The organism is Akkermansiaceae bacterium (genome assembly GCA_017798145.1).
GTDB lineage: Bacteria > Verrucomicrobiota > Verrucomicrobiia > Verrucomicrobiales > Akkermansiaceae > Luteolibacter.
The window spans coordinates 507,693-533,172 of record CP059069.1 but is presented as its reverse complement, the minus strand read 5'-3'; the positions used below and the strand labels follow the sequence as shown (position 1 = coordinate 533,172).

Annotated in this window: 22 protein-coding genes; all 22 read right to left on the bottom strand. The window is 57.1% G+C overall.

The window, feature by feature from the left end; all coding sequences use genetic code 11:
* Positions 1-22: 22 nt before the first annotated feature.
* Positions 23-727 carry an endonuclease/exonuclease/phosphatase family protein gene (locus HZ994_02235; GenBank protein QTN31193.1) on the bottom strand — a complete coding sequence of 235 codons (705 nt, stop codon included), beginning with the start codon at positions 725-727 and terminating at the stop codon, positions 23-25.
* 42 nt (positions 728-769) lie between these two features.
* The gene (locus tag HZ994_02230; protein ID QTN31192.1) at positions 770-1,339 is read right to left on the bottom strand and encodes a hypothetical protein; all 570 of its coding nucleotides are present in this window, start codon (positions 1,337-1,339) and stop codon (positions 770-772) included.
* A 93-nt stretch (positions 1,340-1,432) separates the two neighbouring features.
* Positions 1,433-2,455, bottom strand: a complete 1,023-nt coding sequence (locus HZ994_02225) for a hypothetical protein (GenBank protein ID QTN31191.1) — start codon at positions 2,453-2,455, stop codon at positions 1,433-1,435.
* A gap of 318 nt (positions 2,456-2,773) precedes the next feature.
* Positions 2,774-5,998 (bottom strand): hypothetical protein, encoded by a 3,225-nt coding sequence (locus HZ994_02220; protein QTN31190.1) that lies wholly within the window; start codon positions 5,996-5,998, stop codon positions 2,774-2,776.
* 126 nt (positions 5,999-6,124) lie between these two features.
* Positions 6,125-6,985 (bottom strand): PD-(D/E)XK nuclease family protein, encoded by an 861-nt coding sequence (locus HZ994_02215; protein ID QTN31189.1) that lies wholly within the window; start codon positions 6,983-6,985, stop codon positions 6,125-6,127.
* Positions 6,982-7,521, bottom strand: coding sequence for a hypothetical protein (locus tag HZ994_02210; GenBank protein ID QTN31188.1), 540 nt, complete (start codon positions 7,519-7,521; stop codon positions 6,982-6,984). Before HZ994_02210 ends, HZ994_02215 begins: the two co-directional genes overlap by 4 nt.
* A 127-nt stretch (positions 7,522-7,648) precedes the next feature.
* Positions 7,649-7,789 carry a hypothetical protein gene (locus tag HZ994_02205; protein ID QTN31187.1) on the bottom strand — a complete coding sequence of 47 codons (141 nt, stop codon included), beginning with the start codon at positions 7,787-7,789 and terminating at the stop codon, positions 7,649-7,651.
* A 28-nt stretch (positions 7,790-7,817) separates the two neighbouring features.
* Positions 7,818-7,961 carry a hypothetical protein gene (locus HZ994_02200; GenBank protein ID QTN31186.1) on the bottom strand — a complete coding sequence of 48 codons (144 nt, stop codon included), beginning with the start codon at positions 7,959-7,961 and terminating at the stop codon, positions 7,818-7,820.
* A gap of 3 nt (positions 7,962-7,964) precedes the next feature.
* The gene (locus HZ994_02195; protein QTN31185.1) at positions 7,965-8,234 is read right to left on the bottom strand and encodes a hypothetical protein; all 270 of its coding nucleotides are present in this window, start codon (positions 8,232-8,234) and stop codon (positions 7,965-7,967) included.
* Positions 8,235-8,389: 155 nt separating this feature from the next.
* Positions 8,390-10,582: a hypothetical protein gene (locus HZ994_02190; protein ID QTN31184.1), complete on the bottom strand. Its 2,193-nt coding sequence runs from the start codon at positions 10,580-10,582 to the stop codon at positions 8,390-8,392.
* On the bottom strand, positions 10,579-12,237 hold the full coding sequence (locus tag HZ994_02185; protein QTN31183.1) for a hypothetical protein: 1,659 nt from the start codon (positions 12,235-12,237) through the stop codon (positions 10,579-10,581). The genes HZ994_02190 and HZ994_02185 overlap by 4 nt, the downstream gene beginning before the upstream one ends.
* Positions 12,238-12,260: 23 nt before the next feature.
* On the bottom strand, positions 12,261-13,187 hold the full coding sequence (locus HZ994_02180) for a hypothetical protein (protein QTN31182.1): 927 nt from the start codon (positions 13,185-13,187) through the stop codon (positions 12,261-12,263).
* 9 nt (positions 13,188-13,196) lie between these two features.
* On the bottom strand, positions 13,197-14,984 hold the full coding sequence (locus HZ994_02175) for an AAA family ATPase (GenBank protein ID QTN31181.1): 1,788 nt from the start codon (positions 14,982-14,984) through the stop codon (positions 13,197-13,199).
* Positions 14,981-15,925 (bottom strand): GIY-YIG nuclease family protein, encoded by a 945-nt coding sequence (locus tag HZ994_02170; GenBank protein ID QTN31180.1) that lies wholly within the window; start codon positions 15,923-15,925, stop codon positions 14,981-14,983. The genes HZ994_02175 and HZ994_02170 overlap by 4 nt, the downstream gene beginning before the upstream one ends.
* Before the next feature lie 21 nt (positions 15,926-15,946).
* Positions 15,947-16,546, bottom strand: coding sequence for a hypothetical protein (locus HZ994_02165; GenBank protein QTN31179.1), 600 nt, complete (start codon positions 16,544-16,546; stop codon positions 15,947-15,949).
* Between the two features lie 8 nt (positions 16,547-16,554).
* A complete protein-coding gene (locus HZ994_02160) occupies positions 16,555-17,934 on the bottom strand; it encodes a hypothetical protein (protein QTN31178.1) in 1,380 nt (459 codons plus the stop codon).
* 359 nt (positions 17,935-18,293) lie between these two features.
* Positions 18,294-20,057 (bottom strand): ATP-binding protein, encoded by a 1,764-nt coding sequence (locus HZ994_02155; protein QTN31177.1) that lies wholly within the window; start codon positions 20,055-20,057, stop codon positions 18,294-18,296.
* Positions 20,058-20,150: 93 nt separating this feature from the next.
* Positions 20,151-20,858, bottom strand: a complete 708-nt coding sequence (locus HZ994_02150) for a hypothetical protein (GenBank protein QTN31176.1) — start codon at positions 20,856-20,858, stop codon at positions 20,151-20,153.
* A gap of 4 nt (positions 20,859-20,862) precedes the next feature.
* Entirely contained in the window at positions 20,863-21,897 is a 1,035-nt protein-coding gene (locus HZ994_02145) for a hypothetical protein (GenBank protein QTN31175.1), read from the bottom strand.
* Between the two features lie 12 nt (positions 21,898-21,909).
* The gene (locus HZ994_02140) at positions 21,910-23,121 is read right to left on the bottom strand and encodes a restriction endonuclease subunit S (protein QTN31174.1); all 1,212 of its coding nucleotides are present in this window, start codon (positions 23,119-23,121) and stop codon (positions 21,910-21,912) included.
* Positions 23,118-24,629 (bottom strand): N-6 DNA methylase, encoded by a 1,512-nt coding sequence (locus tag HZ994_02135; GenBank protein QTN31173.1) that lies wholly within the window; start codon positions 24,627-24,629, stop codon positions 23,118-23,120. The genes HZ994_02140 and HZ994_02135 overlap by 4 nt, the downstream gene beginning before the upstream one ends.
* A gap of 119 nt (positions 24,630-24,748) precedes the next feature.
* Positions 24,749-25,480, bottom strand: coding sequence for a hypothetical protein (locus HZ994_02130; GenBank protein QTN31172.1), 732 nt, complete (start codon positions 25,478-25,480; stop codon positions 24,749-24,751).

The following is a 25,480-nucleotide window of genomic DNA, read 5'->3' as shown; positions in this document are numbered from 1 at the left end:
ATTTGATCCGCTGGACGATGGCTCAGTCGAGGGCTTGGAGTTCTGCCACGACTCCCGAATGGTCGGAAAGGTGGGTTCCGTCTTCGGAGGTTCTCGGCAGAAATCCGGTGACCGAGATTTCAAGTCCCGCTGATACGGTGATGTGGTCGATGAGGTTCAGGCCTTCGAGGTCGGTTGCACCGGCTGTAGCTATCCGAAAATCATCCGGAATCTCCTCGGCAAGAGCCTGGGCGACATTTATCGGCTGGCTGACCCTGGGGATTCGTTGGTTGTAGTCCCCCAAAACGCAGAGCGGCTCCGCATCGGCGGCATGCTGCCGGAGGATGCGCCCGAGGCCTGCGCAATAGGAAATGTGATCCTCCCAAGGGGCACGGTCGCGCCGCCCTGTCTTCACATGGGCATCACGCCAAGGAATGCAGACTCCGACGAAGCGGATCCCTCTACACACGCCCATGGCAAACCTTCCGCTCGGCAACTCGTCATCCCCGTAGGCATCGGGTTGCGTCCAGGGATACTTGCTCCAGAGCAGAACCTTTCTGCGACCAGGTTTCATTGGATAGCCATAATCGGCATCGGCCTCGATGATGTGCCCTGCTGGCACCATGTCCTTGTTGACCTCCGTGTAGCAGATGACGTCCGGATCGATCCCGGAGATGAGTTCATTGATCAAACTTGCCCGGCGGCTGGCCGGGTTCGTCCATTCGAGGTTCCAAGTGAGGCATTTCATGATGTGGAGTTTGGGCGATCCTGTCGGCCGGGGCGAACAGTATCAGATTGCTTTAGAAATCCTACCCGCCATCCACTCGATGAACTCCCACTTGCGGGCGATCTTAGTCTTGTTGGCGAGGCGCAGCGGCAGCCTTCCCTTGTGCCGGATGTAGTAGTGGAAGGTTTCCGCAAAGTCCTCGCAAGGGCTTGTGGCGGCATAGGGCGTCAGGTGGTGATCCGGGTCGTGATCCCGGACGGGGTGGCGCGAATCGTAGTCGCCGCCGAAAGTGCGGACGAAGCGTTTGCTATCGACCAGCTCCGGCCGGCGGTCGGCCAGCGCATGCGACCACTCGTGGCGCAGGACGTCGGTAAGGCGTGTGTGATGGCTGGTGATGAAATCGGATAGGTTGGCTCCGGTCACAGCCGGGATGTAGATGTCGCCCTCCGGTTGGAACCAGCCGTAGCAGCAGAAGGAAACGGGCACGAGCCATACGTCGATCTCATAGAGTTCGTCGCACCAGAGACCGAGCTTGTCCATTTCCACGGTCACCTGCCAGTTGGCCTCTGTGAGGCGGTCCAGGGTGACGAAGTGGCGTCCGGGTTTGCGGGATGTTTTGCGGATGTAGGGCATGGGGTGTGGTCTCCATGTTGGGGTTGGATCGAAAGTAGAGGCAACCCGGCGGAAGATCAAACTTCCACCGGGCTGCCAGTAGTGGTGCCAGTCTCAGCTCACCGCTGCGAGCCTGCGCGATCCCATCTGTCCGAAGCGGGAGACGAGTTCGCGGGCGTCGCTGCGGGCGAGCTGGACGGCGTTTTCGCGGAGGCGGGCGAGCCCTTGGGTGAGGCTGCCCATCGCCGCACTGTCGTTGCGGTAGTCCTCCGCGCTGCGGGTGAGCAGGTCGCGGCGGAAGCGTTCGAGCGTTTGCTCCAGCTGCTGGTCTCCGGCGAAGTTCAACGAACGGAAGCTGTCGATGAACGTGGTGAGCCTGTTCAGCGTGCGCTGGTGGACTCCGTTCTCCGATCCGTCGATGGTGGCGAGAACCTCTCCGGCGAGCCGGGCGGTTTCCTCACGCATCGAGGCGACGCTCTCGCGGATGAAGCCGTCGAGGTCGGACTGAAGGCGGCGCGATGCCTCCTCCGCAATGCGGCGGCGGTCGTCGGCGACTTCAAGCCGCTCCATGCCGTCGGCCACTTCCAGGCGGATGTGGTCGGGGGCGGCAATCTGGAACAAGCGTGTCTCGAAGGCGAAGCGCTTGGCGATCTCCCCGGCGGGCGGGAACGACTGCTCGATGGTTGCGATCAGGCGCTCTGCACTTCCGTTGAGGTGCTGGGCGGCTTCGCGCCACTCCTCCATCGCGGCATCACGCAGGGGTGCGTAACCTGCGACGAAGTCGAGCGTGGCCTCGCGGAACTCCTCACGGAGCTGGTTGAGCTTGTCGGTGAGGTCGCCGAGCCGGGGGTTCGGCACGAAGCGTCCGATGCCTCCCAGGAAGGGAAAGCTCGAAGACTCCACGGAGGCGTTTGTCCGGGACTCGATCAGGGCGAAGGCCGAGAGCGCATCACGGGGGATCAGGCGTTTGTGACCGAGCTGGATGAGCCGGTCGGAAACGTGCGCGGGATCAAGGCCGAGGTCTTCGGGATTGAGCCGCTTGCAACCCCGCCAGTAACGGACGGATGTTGCGACAAGGACTCCGCGTCGGCAGATGCCTTCGAGGAGGGTTTGGTTGGTGTGTGGTGTTGGATTCATAGTGTCAGTATTGGGGTTGGTGTTGAGGGAAGAAACCCACGGTTCCTTTCAATTCATTATGACGCGGAGCGGGACGTAATTCCGTTGGCGAACCTGGAAGCAGGCACCACTGTCCTGCTTCTCTCATTGTTCGCACCCGGCTTGCCGCAGCACGACCCCCACCCAAATCATTTCTGCCCATGACCGACACCGACGCCATTCGCCGACACGAGGTCATCCCCCTTGTTCCCTCGGCAGAGTCTCACTCAGATCCCAGCTGGGATTGCCAAAGTGTGCGGTGATACGTATTTGCTACAAAAGAAATTCAAGCCCTCCTTCTCACGGCGTAACGCTAACCTTGAGTCGGAAAAAGTGGGGTGGCAGACCGTCGACGAGCGGCGGATACCCAATGCTTACGATTTCATAGATGCCGTTATCTGCAAGCACGGTTGGCACGCCACCATCCTCCCACATGCTCAAATTTGCGCTGAACTGCACGGTGTAAGTCAGTCCGGCCACATTGTAGTCTTTGCGCCGGACAAAGATGGTGCGGAAGTCGGCTCCCGCATAGAGCGTTATAGGTTGACCGGTAGCCTTGATCGTCCCGCCTCCGGCAAAGGTGCCGGTGTATTCCAGGCCGCCGCCATCGCCATTCACCGGATCCACTCCGAAAGCGAAGTTGAGGAGGTTCTTGATGCCATTGGCACCGATTGCATTTGGATCGTTAGATACCCCATTAGCGCTTGCCCACACATAAAAGGCTGTTGCGCCACCCGTGACGAATGTCCGGTCCTGCCCTTGGCTGGTGCCATCTGGATTAACGGATACAACGCGGTAATGGTAGGTCGTGTCAGGAAGTAAACCGGTTAATGTTTCCGTGATCGGAGCGGCAGAGGCGGCACTCCCTATATTCCGTATGGCACTCCGTGTGTCATAAGATCTTGTGGTGCCAAATTCAAACCATGCTGTCGATGCCATTCCGTTCGGATTGACGGAACCGTTCACGACAGTGGCAGAAGGGTTGGTTGCGGTGATCTGAGAGGTATCGGTGAAACTGACAGAGTCAAAATGCCAGCCGATCCCGTTGCTGGTTTGGGGATAGTAGCTGCCGGATACGCTGTATGTGAAACGCAACCTGATGACCGATCCTTCATAGGCCGCCAGCGATACGTTTCGCGTATTGAATGAACTCTCACCCGATGTCCCGCTGCCGCTTTGCGTATAAATGTCCGTCCATGAGACGCCGCCATCAGTCGATGCCTGAACATGAATTATCTGGGTTGGGGTCGCCAACCCGAGGCGGCTGCGAAACTGCAGGTTGGAGGTGGCAGTCGGCACATACTCGGCATTCAACGCAATCGACTGCGGGGCGTAGGAAGCATGGGCGAGATGGAAGGAGGCAGTTGCACTGTCGAAGATCGTCGTGTCCACCACGCTGTATCCGTCAGAAACGCTTGCCGTCACGCTCGCCAAGCTATCGCAGTTCTCTGATGCGGCAGCAATGAAAGACATCACGTTCCCCGTTGTGACTATGGGCGGGACTTCGACTATCGACGACTCCCAAAGACCGCGACCATACGTCCCGGCTCGTAGTTTTTGGGAGCCCCTGTGAATTTGTAGATCGGAGATGAAGGTGTTTGGCATCCCTGTGTTGAAGGGAATCCAATCTGAAAGTAACGAACTCCGGTAATAGACGCCGAGGCTGGTGCCGGCATAGACCCCTGCTTTGTTACCATCCGCTGCTGCGACACTGCGCACGGGAACTGCGGGCAGGGAGCCGGAATAATCAGACCAGGTTCCCCCAGCGCTGGTGGTGCGGTAGATGCGCGGCCCTGTGCCATAGCCGTCGGTTGAGAGGTATGCTGTGCTTGGGTCAACCGGGCTGATGGCGATTTGTCTGAGTGCACGCCCTCCCGAGGAGGGGAGTCCGTGGGCACGCGTATTCGTCCAGCTAACACCTCCGTTTTGTGTGACCCATAGGTCACCCGTGCTGGTGCTGGCGTAAATATATTTCGGGTTGGAAGACGCCACGGCAAGAGAGGACACCGTACCTGATCCGAAGGTGGAGACCTTGCTCCAGGTGACCCCTTCGTCGGTGGTTTTCCAGACATTCTGCAAGCCAGCATAGAGCGTCTCAGGCACAAGCGGATCCATGACGAGTGAGGTATTCACAAATGGTCCGGACTCAGTCGAGGTGATCGTAAGGGCCTGACTGGAACTCCATCCATCGGTGGTCTTTCTCAGGCTGGACTGAACGAAGGCGTATCCAATCGACGCCTGAAACGGATGTATGACACTCCGCCCCCAGTCGCCAACCTGCACATGCGCCCATGATGAACCGTTCCAGCGGTTGAGCCCATCATCTTGCTGTCCCGTGTAGACGAGAGCTGCGGTGGCTTCGGTCTGACCGAAAGCATAGATTTGTGCAATGCCTAGCCGGGCGCTCAGATCGGTCCAGTTGATCCCTCGATTGGCAGTTCTGTGCAGCCCTCCATCCGTACCGACATAGAGATCAGCGCCCCGCCATTCCATAGCATGAAAATCAACATGGCAGACCATCGCAAAAGCGGCATCATTGCGGATTTCAGTCCAAGTCGAACCACCATCCTCAGACTTGAAAGGAGTCGTACCCGCCACATACACCTCATCGGCGGCATCGGGCGCGACAGTGAGGGTGCATTTGTATGAAGACACTCCGGAAAACACATTGGAAGCACCGCTGCCTGACATCTGAGAGAAGGAAAGTCCGGAATCCTGCGAGCGCCATAGGCCATAATAGCTTGAAGTCCCGGAACTCAGGAAATAAATGGTGCCGGGGGCTGCTGACGTAGGTGCGATCGCGCAACGCCCCACACCCGTTGAGGCAGGCAGACCAGTGGCGATGACACTCCAGGTGGCTCCCGTGTCCGTAGAGCGGAGAAACCTCCCGCCCCCGGCGTCGGAGCCACAGGCGTAGAACACGCTCGGAGTTCCCGGCTTAAATTCGAGGTCATAGAGCTTGTAAGCGCTTAGCGAATTGGTCCAGGTGGTGCCGCCATTGGCGGTCGTATAGAGGCCGGCGCTGGTTGCCGCAAAGAGAGTATTCGGGGCTGTCGGATGTTGGATGAGTTTATAAATTCTGGTAAATCCCGTGGCGGGAAAGGTGAGCCCAGTCGCAACCCATGTGCCGCCGCCGTCGTCCGATTTCCACACACCAATGCTATAAACAGCGGAACCGTCCGCGTCGCCAGTGGCGAGATAGATTCTATTGGCATTTGAGTAGTCCACCACAAGGGAACTCACTCCTGGATTGGGTAGGTTATCACTGACTGGCGTATAGTTCGCCCCTCCATCGGTGGTGCGCCATACGCCACCGGTGGCCGCTCCAACGAAAAAGCGATTGGCGTTGCCCGGGTCAAAGGCAACCGCATTGACCCGCCCTTGGCTCGGTTCAAAGCTGGGCATGTTCAGTGGCCCGATCTCCTGCCATGAAGGTGTCGTTCCGGCAGCTAATGCGCCCGTTGGAAACAGCGGGAAAGAGATGATTGCACAGAGTAGGACAGGTGCGACGGGGAGTATCTTCATGATTTGGTCAGCCCTCATTTAATAGCGAGCGTAGCGTTCTTTGCATCTTTGCCAAGAAAGCATTGGACACCTATAAAAACCAGCTACCCGCCGGATCACGCGGATCCGGCGAGCGCTGGTTTCAGGCTACGCTGCTTTCTTCGCATGCCAGTCCATGCCGGGTAGCCACTGGGCGCACTCGTTGCGGAACTGGCACCACGAGCAGTGCATGCCTGGCTGCGGGTGGAACCTGTCTTCGGAGATGCCTTGGACGGCAGTCTCCAGCAAGGCTATGACCCGGCGCTTTCGGTGCTCATCGGCGGGTCTGGATTTCACCCGGATGACCTGCGGGGTCTTGGTCTTCACTAGGAAAACCAGATCGAGGGATGGAGGGGTTTCGCCGGTGGCGGCCTCCATCAGCAGCTGGTAGCTGACAAGTTGGATCTCATGATCGAAGGCCGCGTTGGCCGGGTCGGGCTTCGCGGCGGCGGACTTGAAATCCACTGCCGTGAAGTCGCCCTCGACCAGATCCATTGCCCCGGTGAGGGGGACGGACAGGCCAGGGATGTCCTCCTTGAGCAGGACTTCCACCGCACGCGGCTTCTCCTTCATCGCCTCCGGGGAGTCGAGGTAGGCGGCAACCACGCGCAGGCCGTCCTGACGGGCTTTCTCCCGCTCGGACGTGTCCTTGTAGTTCACCGGCCCTTCGTCGCGTTCGAGTTGCTGGAAGGCCAGCTCGTAGGCAGCGGCGACGGTCTCAGGTGAATCGTCGCCACCCCGCCAGCGGGCGAGGTGGAACGACTGCAGGGCGGCATGCACCGCCTTGCCGAGGTGTAGGGCGACAGGGGTCGCCTTGCGGATGCAGGCCACCCGCTCGTAGTAGAACTTGAGCGAGCAGCCGAGGTAGGCTTTCGCCGCCGACGGGCTGATGTGTCCGGGCAACGTCTGTGCCCAGGGTGTCAGCCCGGTTGTGAACGGCGCTTCCGGTGGGGTAGCTGTCGCGGTCATGCGGCGTCCCTCCCGTTGGATCGGCGGTAGGCCGAGCCGTTGCGGCGGTTGCCCTGGCGCTGGCCGGAGCCATGCGTGTCGAGCAGCTCGTCGATGAGCCCGGATGCCTCCACCTTGTTGAGCAGGCGGACGCCTTTTCCGAAGCGCTCGTTGGCGAGTGCCTCGACGTCATCCTTGTCGAGCTGGTGCTCGTCGACAAGTTTCAGGATCAGATCCTTCTGTTTGTCGGAACATTTCCAAGCCGGACCACGCTGCCAGTTGGCAACCGTGGTGACGTTGGACGGTGTGGAATCGCCGCGTTGCGTTGCGGCGGAATCCGCAGGCGGATCCATGCCGTAGTCGGTCGGCGGGACGAATCCCGTGCGGAGCATCTGCTCGTCCACGTTGGACTGGAGGAGGTGATAGAGACGCGTGGACTCGGCGGCGATGTCGTCGGCAGCACTCAGCTCAGTTTCCACCGAGACGGAGAACTGGTGACTGCTGAACCCAGGAAGGCCTAAGCGCTTCGAGTAGTTTGCTATTAGTTTGATTGCCATAATGTTGGGCTGGTTGTTGGGGTTGTTGTTTGTTTCAGGAGAATGGAAAGACCCGCTCCGGACGTTGCCGGGGCGGGTCTTGTTGGTCGGGTGTTTGCTACGATGTTTATCGTAGATACTTGTTTGCTCAGCGTGCGAATTTGATCAGAAGGATGATCGTCACCGCACCCACGAGCATCGGCAGCCAGAAGCTGGACAGCACCGAGAACGAGAGGGCGGTAATGGCGATCCATGCGAAGATCAGGAACAGGAAGTTCGGATTATTCATTGGATGGAATGGGTTGTCCTGCCCCGGATCAGCGAGTCCTCAACATTTCGTAAAAGGCGAAGGGCACGACCGCGAGGTAGAGCCCACACCAGCCCGATTCGGTGATGGAGCCGATGATCCAGGTCAGCAGGAGGATGATGACAAGTTGGAGGAGGAAGCCGTGAAGAGTCATGGTTCAGCGGATCATCTTCCCGAGGACGACTACGACGGACGCGCCAAGCATGGCGAATGCGATGACCTTCAGGCCTTCGCCCACGGGCTCAGTATTTGTTGTAACCGGGATCGGAGGCGGCTTGGGCGCAGGCTCCGAGCAGGATGCAAGCGCGAGCACCAAGGCGAACCCCGCGAGCGGGATCAGAAACCATTTCCGATTTGGGAAACGGCGATGGGTGCGCAGCATGGGCTGGCAGGGATGGGGGATGTGTCTGTGGAGATGTGGAATCATTTGGGATGTTGGTTAGTTGGTTGTTGAAACGAAAAGCCCGCCACGGCACAGGCCGGGCGGGCTTCTTGAGGTTGGATGAGGTCAGGCAGGTGCCTTGGTCAGATTATTATGACACTGAAAGTATTCAGATTGCCTAAGTCGTCAGGCGGCGCAGGTCATGCTGCGACACCTTTTCTCAATTCCTCGGCCAGATCCTTGAGGGTGAAGAAATAGCGTTTCCATTTCTCATCACTGAGGAGGGTGTGGAAAAAGCGAGCCTTCTGGGTGGTGTAGTTGTCGACCTGAACGTAAACGCTGGTGTCCAGCGCCTTTGCGATTTCTTGGCGGGCGGCGATGGCTTTGGTGCAGATTCCGAGCAGGGTTTCGGGAGCGTCTCCGAAAGCCTCATGGACAGTTATTCTTCGCTCGTTTTTGTGTAAGCCTGGCAAGTAATCCTTAACGGTCAGTTCGAGGAGCTTCTCGATTTCCTGATAGTATTCAGACAGGTGCTCACGAAACTCCTTCCATTCGTCCGCGCTGAGCGTTGTCCGAGCCTCGGCAGTCAAACCTTCTTTGGCTCGCTCGATCTGACTGAACAGAAGCAAGATCAAGGTTTCAAGAATGTGGAGAAAGTTCGGGATGCTGCGGGCAGTGCCGTTCTCAACATGCCGTGAGAGGCGAGTGCGGTGGCGACGGGCAAAAGCTATGGCTGCGTCGTGAAGCTGTTCGAAGTGTCGGAGATTGCGTCCGCCCAGATCACCAAACCCAGTTGGAGGGCCATCTGTGGATGCAGTTCTATGCTTGCCCGGTCTGATGGTGCGTAGATTCAGATCAATGGGAATGTTGCAGTTGGCCAGAAAGCTCTTCAGGGCAGCTTCATCATTGCCTTCACAGAGTTCGCGAAGTACACCCATGAAGCGTTGCGGACTTTCCACAGCCTCCCGGAGTCGCCGACTCTGGCGGGCTCCCTTGCCTGTTTCGGGGTCGAAGATGGCGGCAACCAAGACTGGATTGCTGACGGCCTCCCAGGAATCTCCCTTGTAGCGCACAAGCTGGGCGACCGTAGGAGATTCGGACATTCTTCGGATCCACTTTGCTGGAGGTTCGAGTCGGGTGTCAAACTGGCGAATTGCACCCACGGGGAGCACCGTGGACGCCACATTCGCCTGTGAGAGGCGGCAGGAAAGTCCCGGTTCCTGCGCCTTCGTTGAAAGGATTAGCACGCTTTCTTCCAACCTTGCCTCTTCGAGAAGGATTGAGAACGAACTCGCGGTGTGTGTCGGTTCGAACTCTGCGTCCGCTGGAACCGCGAGTTGTTCCGGATGGGTGACTTTCTTGGCAGACCCCAGGGGATCGAAGAGTTTGTCCGCGTCGAGCGAACTCTTGGTCACCGGCGGATAGAGGAGCATGGCTTCGACGTTGCCCGATGCCGCAGGCCTGAGCAGGGCTGACGTGCTGAAGTTCGCGCTACCGATCGCCAGAGTGGTCTTGCTGCCTTTGGTGAGCGCATAGCCTTTAGCGTGGAGTGGTTGGTAGTGTTCGCCGTCACCGTATTGGCAGAGGCGAATGCTGAGCCTCTCGTCCCGGGCAAAAGGGTGGCTTAGCCAATCCGGTGTGAGGGTGCCTCGCTTTGGTTGGGTGTGGATTTTGAATTTCGGAGTGCCCAGACCCCTGCAGATTGAATCAAGTATGGCGGGCGAGCTGTCGAAGAACCTGGAGACCAAACTGATTTCATCGACAGAGCCGAGGCCATCGACGATCTGTGGCCATAGCGCATGATCCAGGTTGTGCAGGAGGGTGGGCAACGAATCAGAGACAGGAGAATCGGGTGTCTCGGTAAGCCACGGCGCATCCCTGCGGACTTCATCGACATTCGATGCCACCTCCTTACCCGGCCAGCGGCCGGAGAGCTCCTCGAAGAAGCGGAAGGCGGATTGGAAAAGCGGAAGGGCTTCCTCCTTTTTCCCCGCCTCAAACTCAAAGACCGAGACCAACTCGGCATTGCCGCCGAGTCCATCCTGCGAAAAGTTCGCGCTACCTACGACCAGAAGACCGCGATTCGCTGAGCTGAGAAGGAACACTTTCGGGTGAAAAACCCCGTGAACCGAGATGGGATGCAGCAGGTAGCGTCGGTTCGCCAGCTTTGGCGTCCAGCCGTTACCCCTGGACGCTGCCTCGATGATTTCCTCATACTGGCCGCGATCCAAAAATACGGTGACGCCGCCTTTGCCTTGGAGGGCTTTGAAGCGCTCAAGCATGTATTCCTCAAAAAACCGAGGGCTGAAGGTGAAGGTGGCCACCAGTGCGTGATCGTAGACATTGCGCTTGAAGCGCTTGTGCAGATCGATGTCTTTATCCTCTTCCTTCATGACCGTGAGCGGATTACTTCATCCAGGATTTTGCGCGCCCATTCAGTTGGTTTCAGGGGCTCATTGAGAGTCCCATCCTCCAGTAGACAGAGATCCTGGAACACAGTGGCGACTTGTGGATGACGGGATGCCCGGAAGTCCAGCGTAAGATCTTGGATCTGGGAGAAGCGCCCGCCTAGAACCTCGAACCAGGCGGCGTCGAGTTTGCCCTTGTGGAAACGAATCTGCTCATGTCGCGACACAAAGACATCGATCAATCGGCGCAGGGTGGTGGGCCAATCGGGGTTTTCATCGTGCCATTCATCCCCCCACTCGAAAAGCGTGCCGACCCACCACTCCTGGCTGGCGCGTTCGGCTACATCAAGAAGTGCGGGGTCGTCACTGTTTCGCCACTTGGCATAAAGCTGAGCCCAGATTGCGAATGCACGCCCGAGCCGGGTTACAGGAGCCTCAGGATTGTCCGCGTTTGGATCCTGATAATGGATCCAGCCCTCGCTGAGGGGGTGGTCGCACGAGAATTGTTGCTGGACGGATTCCGGGGCGTCGCCAGTTCTGAAAAAGTCGAGCAGATCGTTCGGCCCCGGGGTTTTCCGCTCCATGACCCGCTCAAGATCCTCAACGAAGCCGGCCTGCAGCATAGCCTCCAGCATCCCGTCCCTGGACACTCCATCGGGTTGAGTTGCCATGGCATCGAGCATGGCCTGTAGAAATTGTTCCGCCGCATACAGGAAAAACTGGTGAAGGCAGAACTGGCGCCAGTATTCACGTGTTTCCTCGAAGCAAGGAAGAGGCTGGTAGGGAACCGAAAGCGCGCCATCGACATAGAGCCCGCCGTAGTAGTGGGGCCAGAAGATGCAAGAGCTGTTGACGTCCCGGCGATTGGGCAGGGCACCGATCTTGTCATAAGCGCTCAGCACATGGAGCAACAGGCCGAGCGTGGCCTGGCGGTGACTCCGAGAGTTGGTGGTCTCTTCGTCGTCGAGGTCGAAAAAGATGCGGGTGAGGATTTCACGCTCGGCCTTTGCCCCGGGCTGGCGAATCGCATCGAGGCTGAAGGATTTGGCGGAGTCTCTCAGGACGGAGGGAGGGATCCATTGCCCGCCGGTGTGCCCATCCAGCACGTAGGGGGTGCGGCTAATGGCTCCGGAGAAGGCGGCGGCCAGTTTGTCGCCCCTACCGGGCCTCAGTTTCCAATCTTCCTCCTCACTCCACTGAATGAGCCCGAGATGATCGATTGAGCTTCCATAGGCTTGGCCGAAGGCTCCCCGCTCACTGGAGGGTAGAACGGGAAAGAGAACGTCGATAGGTTCTTCCGAGGATGGATCAGGCAGCCTGGCGTTCACCTTGTCGATCCCGGTAATGGTGAGATCCGTCGTCCGCCCAAAGCGGGAACTGATCGCGAAGGCAGTATCGATACAGCGCAGGCGCTCGTCGAAGGTTCGCAAATCGCCCTCCTCGAAAGCCTGTCGGCATTCCCGGATCGCCCAAGTGTAAAAGGAGAAATAGCGAGCCCGTGGCGTGATGGTTATGATGGAGGGAAGCAGGAAGCCCGTGAACTCATCCGATACGCGGGTAAGGCCGAGAGGATCGCGGCCACTGCCTTCCATTGTGACGCGTTTGGTCCATCGGGGGAGGAAGCTTTTGCTTTTGATCATGGGCTGCGGTGATGGGTTGGATTTCAGGAATTAGAGCCGATTTCGATCTGTTCCATCAGGTCAAATCCGATCTTGTCATCACTCAGGTAGAGGTTGCGGATCGCAATCAGGTCGCTGTGTTCCCTGAGGGTGAGGTCGGTTGTCTCGGATTCGCTTGAGCCGGAGCCGAAGCCGTAATGGCCGGTGATCAGCAGGTTATCGGTGAAAACGGCGCGGAGGTGCATCCTCTCACCGTCCTGGCGCTCCTTCAGGTAGCGGATTTTCAATGTCTCTCCAGATCGCAGGAAGTGGCTCACCCATGACCTATAGTTTGCTTCCTCCCGTCTCCGGTCGAAGTCATCCGGCTCTTTCATGTGCAGGGTGATTGACGTCAACGCGGGGTTGGTCTGTCTGCATGTGTCCAGCAACCCGCGAAAGAATTTTCCGTATGATGCGCAGTTGGTTCCCCGGCTCTTGCAATAGACGTCGATCACGTGCAATTCCTTCGCAAAGCGGAGGCCGGGTGCCACCTGTCTTGCGAGTTCCTCGGGGTCACGGGAAACAAATCCGGAAATGCGGACAGCATACAGGTCGCTGTCCGGATCAAATTCATAGGCCTTGAGCGACTTCTCTCCGGCGTTCAACTCTCCGTTGACGATGGCGGCATCAAATGTGCCAAGATCACAGAATTCCTTAACGATCTGGCCCCACTCCCTACCGTCACCATCAACCAGATCGACCTTCAGGTATTTGTCGCAGAAACTCGGATTCGTTATCTTGTCGCGAAGCGTGTTTCTTTTGATCGGCCCGAGCGAATGATTGCCCTTGATGGCCTGAGAAACGATAGACTTCCAGTTTGATGGGACAAGCGGGATCCAACGTCCCTTGCCGGTGCCGAAATCCTTGAGATACTCACGGATCCCCTCGGGGGTGGACATGACGTCCGGATGTACTGCGATGATTTTGATCATGGTCGCGGGTCATTCGTATTCGTCGAAGCGTTCTTCGAAAAAGCCCTTCGGCCACTCTTCATCGAAGTCGCCTTGGGGATTCACAGGAATGGGTTTGATGGCCACAACGCCCCCGTGCTGCTCGACCCACAGGACGGAAAGGTGCTCCGGCACCAATGCCGGCTTGTCGTCATCGAGGGTTCCCTCGGTGTTTTCCCGGATGCGGCGGAGCATCCTCAGGATCAGGTGCTCGCTGTGGGTCTCCAGCAGCATGGTTCGCCCCTCGTCCTTGATGACTTGCTTCGCCAGCAAATCGCCAAGGTTGCACTGGATTGCCGGGTGGATGTGGAGTTCGGGTTGCTCAACCGCGAGAATCCGGTAGCCGGGAGCCATGGCACCGATCGCCACTGGTAGCGCCTGTGATACGCCGATTCCTACATCGCAGGGCATCATGGGCAGATCGCTATCCTCCCTCACCAGCTGAACCCTTGAACGCCGGACAATGGTGTCCAAATCGGAAATGTCGTCCGGGAATAGCTTGTCGATGTCATCCTCCCCGCGCTCAAGGGCTCGATCAATGATCATTCCTAACAATGACCGATTCGGCACCTCGAAGTAGCTCTGGTAGCGAGGCACCACTCCCAGTCCAAGATCGGCGAACGGTTCCTCCTCGAACCATTCCAGATCCATCCGCTCTCCCAGCAACAGGTCCCATGCTCCGGAGCCATCAGCCCAGCGGTTTTCTCCGGGCGAGCGGACGGGTTGGAAGTTGCGCTCCGGAATGCGGCGGATGGGGCCGATGTAGCGGATCTTCCTTAGCTCCGAGAGGATGACGTTTCCGGCCCCCGTCATAGCCCGATTGAGAACATTGAAAGACCGCGTCGCCGCCACACGCTGTTCGTCCGAGAGCGGGGGGTAAGCCCATTTTTCAGGCAGGCCGCGCCCGAAGTCCGGTGTCGCATTCGAGCCGAGAAGCAATCTTTGGTCACCGCGCACATCGTCGTTCCGTGTGTCGAGGATGGGACTGATGGCGAAGTTCAAATTGAAGGCGTTCGCCAGCTCATCGAACAATGTCGCTTCGCCATCATCGTCGATCGCCACCAAGGGATGGTTGAGGTTGACCACATCAAGTTGGGACTCGCCACCTGGCCGGGTTCGGATGGCGGCAAAGGGCTCTCCGTCAAGTCCCACCTGGTAATGGGTGATGTAGGGCTTCCAGTTCTCGTTGCTCCACTCGACGCAAACATCAACGGATACTTCGCGCACGCCGTCCAACTCCGCGGCGATGGGCTCATCGTCCGGATCCTCTGCGTCCCATCCCACGTTTGGAAGCCCGTCATCATCCAGGCGAACCTCAACTCCAACCCGGATCCGGTTGCCCCGCAGGCGACCATGCACAAAATCACGAAAACCGCCGAGATCCAGCGACGCACCACCCGCCATCATGCGATCCGTATCAGGGCTCCTTCCTTCCAGCAGCTCCCGCAGGTATAGCAATGCCTGAAGGATCGTGCTCTTGCCGGCGCTGTTGGCACCAAACAGCAGCGTGATGGGGCGGATGGGGATTTCCACCTTATCGGCGACTCCCTTGAAGTTCTCGATCGTGATCTTGGTGATGCCGGTTCGCATTGGCTTCCTGAGCTTCGCGATGCCTCCACCGGTAATCTTCGGAGGTCCCTCCGTAGGGCTCTTTCCTCGGGATACCTCCAAGTCATCGCCACCCGCCTTGGTTTCCTCTTTGTCAGGGTGAGCCGGAGTCTTCTTACCGGTGGCCTTCTTCTTGGGAGCGTTGCCGTCCTCTGGTGATTTCTTCTTCATGGGACTTGCTTTTGGATCGCTGGAGAATTGGACATGTCTCTTCCAAGCCATTGCCGTGACCCAAGCATGGCTACGAGCGGGATCGAGGTGCCCAGTGTGATGGCGAAAGCCAAAAGGATGAGGCATCCGCTGCCTCCTTTTGGTGGACGTGCCGCTGATGGCGATGGACTGGCTTGGGGTGGCAGTGGACTGGCTGATTGGGTTGCTGCCGCGTAAGGACGGGAAACAGTCCTGAATGCGCCTTGTTGCTTGAGCTCCGCCACCTTGGAAGCAGGCATGGCCGTTTTTCCTTGGCCGTCCGACGAGTGGTTGAAGCCGCGAGGGTAGGTGCCAAGCTGTCGGATGTGATACGCTTCCCGATCCAAGAGATCGCCTTGCTTGAGTTCCTCGACCAGGTGAAACCCGAAGGTCGCCGCGCCGTGCCGGATCCATGCTGCCGAGAGCAAGTGGTTCCCGTGTTCGCCGTTAAGGAGGTCGTCCAGGTGCTTGATCAACCGTTTGCCAACATCGGCCGACGACCCCACATAGCTCTTCTGCTCGGCTGAGTTGGAAATGCGGTAGATGCCCCGGATCCGTTTCAAAGACGCGGCGGCCTGCTCTAATTCATCCACGCCGGGGTGTTCGGGCATGCCATGGAGACACAGATCAACAGCGATCGATGGATAGGATTTGCCGTTCTTCGTCCTCGTGCCGAGATGGGCGACAGTAGCCGAGTAGCGTCCACCGGAATCAAGATACGCGACGATTTCAGCGGACAGGTTTTTCGGGAGATAGCCAAGCTTGCTGTTTGCTCGGAAAACCCTGACTGCATTTCTGTCGAATTTGCTGTCCGGTTCCCTGCGCAACGCCAATTCCTGTCCTACAGCGAGCCCACCTTCCTTGACGAGCCGTGGAGCGGAATACTCCCAGGTTCCTTTCAAGCTGATGTGACGTGTGCGCATGGTAGTAGGTTGCTTTGTGACTCAACCGGCGTGACTGGACAAAACAGGATCGCACCCCGAATCGATACGAGTTAGCCGATCACGGGTGACTTGGTTCTCGAAAAGATCTGGGTAGCCTTCTCGGAGGCTCTGCAATACCCCTCTCAAAGAGTCGACGAGCCCGCAGTGACGCGCGTAGTCGTCGGCGTAAAGTTCACTAATGCCAGCGGGAGTGTCCGATGGATTGTCCTGTTCCCTCAGTGCAAGAAAATAGTCGGCGATGCAGTCCTCTTGGGTCTTGTCCGAAATTTGCAGATCTTCCGGCTCGCGGTTCACGATGTGGCCGATCTCGTGCAAAATCGTTGCCAGCTTTTCCTCTTGAGTGAAATTCCCTAGATCGAGGAAGTCCTGAGAAACCTTTACAAGATTTTCATCCCGATTCGCGCACGCAGGCCAATTTTTTGAAGCCAGCTTCTCTTCAATCTTGATCCGAAGTCCACTTACGAAAATGCGCGTCATCTCCAAATCCGGAAGATTCCACGAGGATGGACATAGGTTTGCTGAAGCAAGGATCTGCCAACTGTTTTCATCTCCGACGATTGAGTCGAAGTCCGCTACTTGATGTGTTTTATTGGTCATCATGCAGTTATTTAGTCTGGCGAGGAACATTTTTCAGATTTCACCGTTTGGGGTCTTCTGAGTTGCCCATGGATAGGCTTCCGGATTTCTTGCTGTAGCTTGATCCAGTGATTCCGAACCTGGCGCTTGATCTCAGGTGCGCCGAGTTTCTTGGCCGCCCTGTAGGCGTAGGTGAGGAAGTTCCCCTGCGCCCTCTTGTCCCTGGTGGGGAAACGGTTTCGGCGGGTGATGAGGTAGCTGTATTTCGTGTAAAGCTTCCGAGTTTTGAGGCCGCTCAAGGGCAGGCTTTTATCCACCTCAATGCGGTTGTGCTTTCGTTGTGTCTGTTTGGCGAGGGAGACCGCAGCCCGCATTTTCCCATAGTAACGACCCAAGGAACCGAGCCGCAGGAGTTTTCGGCTACCATCGTAGGTGAAGCCCAGGTATTGCAGCTGTCCCGACCCGGACTGGCCGTTGCCTGTGGGAAAGGTCACAATGTCGGTCTTATCAAAATTGAGCCGGACTTTGGCGCGGGCGACGGCGTCGGTCATCGTTGCGTTGACCATAGCCTGAGCCGGCTGCGGGACAACGAGCATGATGTCGTCGCAATAGCGGCGATAGAGTCCGCCAACAGATTTCGCCAACGCGTCCATCTCCGTGTCGAACTCCAGCATGTAGATGTTCGAGAGAAGGGCGCTGATCGGAGAACCCTGCGGGATACCCTGTCCAGGCGTCGGGTTGAACTTCAGGTGTCCACCGGCTCGCACGGTCTGCCGGAACTCAGTAGGCTTGCAGATGCGGCGGCATTGGTTCGCTTTCGGATTGTGGAGACTGATGTCGAAAAGACCATAGACGCTATCGCGATCGACCCAAGAAAACTGGGTAAGACTTCGGAAGACTGCAAAATGGTCGGCGGGCAGACGCGCCAAGCCCAGAACCGAAGTCCATCGTTCCTTGAGGGCCGGATGGTCGAGAGTATCGAAAAACTTTTCCAGATCGTAGGCCAACGCGACACACGGGCGGTGGCGGTCGATGTAATCGAACACCTCACCGGCAAAGTCGATGTTACTGCCGCCACCCACGGATCGGAATGCGGTCACGGAGCTGCTGATTCCCCACCGCTTGAGCGCATTCTCATAGGGCTCCGATAGCAGATCGCCGTAGTGGGCGTAAATCGCGGCATCCCGATGGGAGGCGATCTTGATCTCGCGCTTCTTTGTCTTCTTTGTGATGGCTCCGTCCGGTTCCCGCTGGATCTTCTCGGTGGTCACCGTGTATCCGAGGAACGGAAGGAATCCCCGGCTTGCCACGCGGACAGGATCGCACGCAAGTGCTTCGGCTGCCGCCCTCGACAATGGCCTGTCGAAGTGCAGGTAGGTGCGGGGTTTGAAACGGAATGGGACGCTTGTCATGTCGTCCCCCTTTCGGAAAGCTCAACTGGAGGGAGACTCCCGCAAGCGGGAGTTGGGATCAGGGTAGCAGCAATCCGCAGTCCCTCCCTCCAGCTAATAAAAGCGGCCGAGACCGCCCATTGCCCGGTTTTACCCAAGGCGCTGCATGTTAGCGCAGTGTGGTTCACTGCAAGCATCACCATGAACTGGAACATTACATTCCGAATCCCGGTGCTGACGGTCATCGCCGCCGCCCTGGCTTCCCTTCCGGGAGCCGAGATCGGCTTTGACTTGGTCAGTTGTTCCCCCGGCCCTATTGCAGACCGAGGCGAAAGTGGTTTATGAAAAATTGGGGAGTGCATGGCTGTGAACGGATCGCACTATTGTTCTGAGCGTAAATCTCGAATCAGCCACTCATGGCGGGCGTGGGCTTGCGAAATAAGTTCAGTGTAGGAAAGCACCTCAATTCCATCGCGCTCGTTTCTCGGGTCAATTCCTGGATCACGTCCTTTGCCAATGATCAGGATCTCGATCTTTTGAAGCTGCGGTTGGAGGTCGTCCTTATACTCCAGAGCCTGGCGCTCGTGATCTCGATTGATGAAAAGCGATGGGCGCTTCAGTTCCACGATGAGATGACGACCGGTAAAGATGCCAGCTGCAAGCAGGTCGGGGCGCTTCGATGCCCGGGTTCCCTGATACACACCATCCAAGTATCTCTCGACGATTGTCTTGATGGCTTCGTTTGAACTGATCAGGCGTCCGGCAAATTCAAAAATCCACATGTTGGATTCAAGAATTCGGTGAATGGTATCTTCGCGGGTGTTATTGTCATTGATGAGCGTTTGGAGTTCCTCAAGCACTGCGATTCTCGCGCGGGCCTGACGCCCGATGATTCCGGTGTCCACGAGTCCAAATTCGATGAGCGTTTCCGCCAAGTCCCCTACATGGGAATCGCGGGCACAGCTCAACTTGTCGATGATCACCCAGTATTCATCCTTATCGAAGGTATCGAGAACCACGCCGATGATGGCTTCGAATCTCTCTTCGTTCTCGTGGAAGAACATTTCAAAAACCCTTGCGAGACGACGTCTGGCAAAGTCTCTCCTGAATGCTGGCAGTTTTTCGAGACGCTGGTTCAGAAGCTTCTGATAACGCGCCTTGGCGGTGCTGACTTCGACGGTGCGAGCCCTTTCGAGATCTCTTCTGAGAAAGTCGGGAATGACCTCCGTCAACGCCACTGTGTCCAAATTGCTTTCGATGAGGCCTCCCCAATCAGCCGTGACGAGGTTTTCGTCGTTTGATTCAATTTCGATTTCACCGATACACCGCTCGATGAGTTTGCGAGGTAGAACCTCATCGTCCTCCAACCCGAAGAAATTCGCCTTGCCGCAGGTCTTGCCGTTGATCCGAACCACCAGACCTTTCTGAGGAAGCTTACGCTTACCCTCGGCAACCGTAACACGTACCGTTGCCGTTCCGCCGGATGGCAAGGCCACCGTGTGTTCAAATTTCTCCCCCGGAATGTCATTGTAGGTGAGCGCCTGGTCGTTCACGTAAATCACGAAATTATCCGCCTTACCGTATTCGCGGATCAAATGCTCGCGCAGCTTATCCGCGTTGGGAAACTGCAGCTGCTGGTGAAAATCCGACAAGCGAACTGTGGTGCCGTGCGCGGTTGCGTCCGCGTCCTCAGTGGAGAGCGTGACAGGAAAGTTTTCAAAATCTCCATGGTGGGCCAAAATGTCGGTTCGGCGGATCTTGATCGTCGAGGTATTGCCACCCGCAGTTGTCTGGAGCTCCATGCTGTCGGCCAGCATGAGTCCGGCAAACTTGCCGATACCCTTTCTGCCTTTGACCTTCCTGCCATACTTGGCTGTCTTTTCGCCTTTCGATAGACGCCGATCCCTAGCGACCATAAAGTATTCCTGACGTAACTCCCCGGTTTTCATGCCCGAGCCATTGTCGGAGATCACAATAGGATCTGCTGTCATCGGTGCAGGGACGGTAATCCTGACCTCGGTAGAGTCAGCGTCCCATGCGTTATCCACCAATTCCTTCAAAGCGAGCTCCGTAGAACTGTAGCCCTCTCCGAGAATTTCGGCGAGCCGGGGCGATACTTGGAATGAAAGAACTTCTGCGGACATGGTGAAATCAATTTTCGCCTCTTCAGGCGCGTTGTTGGAGTAAGGTGAAATCTTCTGCGGGTATCATCTGGTTCGAGGGGTGTTTTCGGTTTCTCACCATCTGCCGAGGAGAAGCCATGTTGCCACGGCGCTAACGATGATGTTGACCAAGAGTTTGAAAATCGCCCAGAATCTCTGTTTACCCCTCTTTCGGATGGTGGTTTGCAGGAGAGGCCCACCACCGACAAATGTCATGACTACGGTGGAACTCATCGCGTTGATGAGGTGGGCGGCGGGGTTTTTCCCGGGATCGTAACCGGATACCTGAAATGGAACGGACGCGTCGAACGCCACGAAAAGATCCGCCTGGATCGAATCGTTTTCGGAGGTTGTCAGTCCTTCGCCCCAGAAGAGCAGCTCCGCCGGGCCGTGGACGATGACTGAGCGCGTGGCTCCGATAAGCCACGCCACCGGATCATGCCACCTGCGTGCCGTCGTAAAGCGAGCAGAGGAGCCGAAGGAATGCGCCACGAGGTAGGGTAACTTGACCCAATACGCCTTCCCTGCGGGAACCGAAATCGGGTGGAATTTGCCGTGTGTGTTGTTCCCGGAGAGGTCGATTGTTTCACTTTCCCATGCATCCCTGCTGAAGAAAAACAACCGCCCCGTAAGCAATCTGGGAAAAAATGCCTCCTTCCAGCGGAACAGAGGGAACGGTGTACCTAGCTTGTGGCCGCGGAGGAAATCGCCATCGAAGGCGAGGCGCTCTCCTGCTTCGAGATGGGCTTTGGCCGTATTTGCCGCTGTGACTTCGTAGCGCATGGGTTCAGGAAGGGATAAGGATACGCTGCTTGAAAAAGCCGCGGAGCAGCGCAAGGCGAACGAGCGCGGAGACCGATACCAGAAACAATGTGAGAACAGTGGGGAGATTCTGGAACAGGAGGACAGCCCTGATGGTCTCGCTTTCACCGAGCGTCTTCCTTGCCTCCTGCATTTTTCTGATCGCAGTTTGATCCGCCTCTAGGAGAGAGGTTTGCAGCATTCGCTCCACCGCGTCCTTATCAGCGAGAGACTGATTCAGTTTGGCTGCGTTGGATTCGATGGCTTTTTGGGCTTTCTCGAACGCGAATTCCGCGAGTTCCAACGCGCCCTCCACCTTCTTCAGTTGAACTTTCATCGCTTTTAGGTCAGCGCCGTAGTCTCCAATGTAGCCTCCAACCATTTCGTAGGCTTTTCTCCGGGCTTCCCATTCCAGTCGCTTCGTTAAAACGTCTCTATTGGGTATGCTGATGTAAGGAGGTTTTTCCCCTGGTCCTCCACTTTTTAACAATGCATCGAAATCCACGTCAGGATGTTCTTTCTTCACGGCAGATCTTGCGGATGAAAAAGCGTTTTCTAGTTTTTTGACGCCTGCTTTTATACCCTCTTTTTTTTCTGCGCGTTCCAAATCCAATGCGGCTTTTTTCGCTGCGTGTTCAGCGCGCTCCTTTTCGAGGCTCGAAATCGCTTTCCGGAGTCCGGCAATCTCTTCGTTGGCCTTCTGGAGAGTTTTTTCCAGCTTGCCCTTGAGCGCCGCAGGGTCTTGAACCGCCCCCTCGATCTCCGCGATCTTGGCTCTCGCCATTTCGATCTCTTTCATAACGACCGGCCAGTCTCTGTATGTATTCCAAGTGATGCATACGAACAATCCGGTGAGCACACCTGCGACTGTCAATGCGATCCAATCCTGGAGAAGCCATGGTTGACGCGAAGATGCGGCAGTCGCAGGGATGGGTTCCGGTGAAACAGGATCTCCACTACCTAGGTCATCCCCGTATGGGATTGATTCCGGCTCTTGATCTTTATCTGTTGTCGGTTCCATGACTGATACTGCTCAGAGTTCGCCCCGGAAGGCGCGTTGTTGGAGGGAGGAGAAGAGGTCTTCGCTTTCGGCGAGTTGATTGGTGAGGCGATCAACAAGTGCTGTTCGGTTCTTCACCAGCTTGGCGTATTGCTTCTGCAGTGACATGGGAACCTCCGGGATTGGCATTCGTTTGATGACGCCTCCGCTGAGGCCATCCATGATTGCGCCCTTTGCGGTTTGGCCAAGGTAGGACTTGGCCATCGGATGGAGGAGGAAATAGGAGTGCAGAAATTCAGGGAGGCACTTCTTACGGTCGAGACTTATGCAGCAGAGGTGCTTGGTGTTGATCGCTGTGGGTATGTCTTCCGGCACGATCGCGCAACGGCCGCAGGTTCCCATGATCGTGATCAGGACGTCGCCAGGATAAACGGTGTAGTGCTTCAGCGACTGATACTTCTCTTCGGTGATGAAACGGGGTTTTCCGGGAGCGAATTTATTCTGCACCGCATTGTCGATCCCGAGGACGGCAATCCCTTCATCCACGAACTCTGAATGCAAGAGGTTGCTTCCAAATGGGCCTGTCCTGATCGCTCCTTTCCTGGGTGCTAGAACGTCCTCAATCGTTTTTATCTCCCAACCATTTCCCTCGGGGTCGCCGAACATGTCGAGGAAGACGGAGCGGAGGAAGTCGTCGGAGAGGCGGAGGGATTGTTGGAGCTTGCGGCGGATGGCGTCGGCTTTGTCGAGGATAGCGGCGATCCGCTTTTGCACGTTCAAGTCGGGCTTGCCGTTTCTGTGGGGGAGCGGGATGTCGATTTCCTGAATGATGGACTTGGATATTTCCTTGAAGGTTGCTCCACGACCAAGGCCATCCAAGTATTCACGATTGGTCAAAAGCCACCAATAAAGATAGTTGGGATCAACTTGGTTGGCTTTCGGCACGAGGCTTTTGAAACCTTGATTTGTGCAAACCGGTTCTGTGTTGATGGCAACGAGGCCAATAGGGGCACGGCAGGAAAGGAGAACTGACTGCGGAGGCAACATTTTCGCTGCGCAGCTATTGAGTCCTTGCCTAGTGATTTTACGTGGAGTGTCGCTGATGTGCTTTTCGCGGAGGTTACTCAGATCCTTTGGCGTGACCCACTTCACTTCACCGTTCCAATATTCGGGTTTACTGGTTCGTGGTGTTGCCCCTGAGACAATCTCACACACGGTGCCGATCTGAACTGTTCCCCAACTCATTTCAGCATCCCCTCCAGTTCGTCAATGTCCTTGAGCACTTCCTGCCCGAGCTTATCCATACGCTTGAGAATGGTCTTCGGCGGGTCGTAGGTGGTTTCCTCGTGCTTCGTCACCTTGTAGCGGTTGAGCGAGAGGTCGTATTTGTTTTCTCGGATGTCGGCGACGGGGACGAAGAAGTGTTTGGCGGAGCGGTCGCTCTCTTTCTTCGGGTTGCGGGCTTTCCACTGTTTCACCAGATCCGGGAGGTCGTTCTTGTCGGGCTGGGGCGTGCGTTTGTCGTCGAGGCTGTAGCCGTCGGCCTGGACGTCGTAGAACCAGACATCGTCGGTGCGGCCGCCCTTGGCGAAGATGAGGATGGCGGTGGAGACGCCGGCATAGGGCTTGAAGACTCCGGCGGGCAGGGAGATGACGGCTTCGAGCTGGTTGTCATCGACGATCAACTGGCGCACGCCGAGGTGAGCCTGGCTGGAGCCGAAGAGCACGCCGTCCGGCACGATGACGGCGGCGCGTCCGCCCATCTTGAGCATGTGGAGGATGAGGACGAGGAAGAGCAGCTCGGTCTTCTTGGTTTTGACCTTGCTCTTGAGCATGGGATCGACGTTTTCGAGGTCGATGGTGCCCTTGAAGGGAGGATTGGCGAGCATGACGTCGAAGCAGTTGGAGCACTCCTTGGGGAACTTTTCCGAGAAGTTCGAGCCGAGGGTGTCCTGATAGTGGATGCTGGGGGACTCGACATTGTGCAAGAGCAGGTTCATGGCCGCGGTGCGGAGCATGGTGATGTCGAAGTCGAAGCCGTTGAACATGCCGCCCCGTATGTGGTCGAGGTAGGGTTCGAGTAGGTCGCCGGGGTAATGCTTGTTTCCCTCCGCGTCGGTTTCCACCAGGGCGGCGGTGGAGTATTTCTCGTAGAGGTAGAGCATCACGGAGATGAGGAAGCCGCCGGTGCCGCAAGCGGGATCGCAGACGGTGTCGGTGGGCTTGGGATCGAGCATTTCTACCATGGCGCGGATGATGTGGCGCGGGGAGCGGAACTGCCCGGCGATGCCGGCGGTGGCGAGCTTGCCGAGCAGGTGCTCGTAGATGTCGCCCTTGGCATCGCCTTCGGTGAGCGGGAGTTCCTCGATGGCGGCGACGGCGCGGGAGAGCAGGTTGCCGGAGGGGATGAGACAGTTGGCGTCCTTGAGGTAGCGGCCGAGCGGGTGCTGCTGGAGATTGGTTCGCATGAAGGGGAAGAACTCGTCGCGGACGATGGTGAGCATGCGGTCGCCGCCCTCGTTGCGGAAGTGAGACCAGCGGAGGTGCTGCTTGTCGGCCGGGAAGGTGCGCTTGAAGTCCTTCTTGAGGCGGGCGGCGCGTTTTTCCTCCCGCGACTCGGAGATGTCCAGCAGGCGGGCGAACATCAGGTAGGAGATCTGTTCGATCACCGTGATGGGATTGGTGATGCCACCGGAGTGGAAGTCCAACCAGAGGGCGTCGATTTTATTGCGGTATGCGGTGGCGAGGGTCATGGGGAAGAAAGTGGGCAGTGCCGAGTGAGCGGTGCTCAGTGGGAAGAGAAGAGGATTGAACCGTGAAGGCGCGGAGGGCGCAGAAATGGAGGTGGTGGGAGTTACTAGATATTTAAGTATCATATAGCTGGCGACGCTGCTCGATTGACGACCGCCATAAGTTCGGCTCGGTCTCGGTTCAAGTAATCGTGCCACTTGCACCAACTGAAGCGCGGTGCCCCGGCGTGCTGAATGAAAGTCATCTCGATCCGATTTCCATTGGTGCCCAGTGCAGCCTTCCTTCCCCATGTGCCGGAAACCATCTCGGTCCAGAGCGCAGGCTCGAAATCAATGCCCATCTGCTTGGCGGCGGGGTTAAAGACGTTCGATGCTCCCACACCAATGAAGAGACAGTGACTCGGTCGCAGAACTCTAGAGAGTTCTGTGAACACTTTCCAACCGTCAACGAAATCCTTTCTACCAGGCCTTTCGCGACGAGTGTAATCCATAGGCCGCTGGACAAAATTGTAAAAACAGGCATTGGACCAGAACACCTTGCGGTCGACGGGCTTATGCGCGTGAAGTAGCAAATGAAGATTTGTAAGGGTTGGCGTCGTCCAATTTTCGAGTTTAACGAGCGCACCTCCGACAATCTCCCGGGTATATCTGGAGTTTTTCATGAGTTCGCCGATCTTTTCATGATTGGCTGAAGCCTCATTTTCATTGGCGTAGTGGGATTCACCAATTATCAGAAGCCTCTCTTGAGCCGGAAGGGTGGAATATTTTAGCCCGACCCACGGCAGCCAGGAGAGTCCTTGAATGCCCTCGAATGAATTGTCGTGGCTGGTTGAATCTAAGGTTTCAATGCTCAT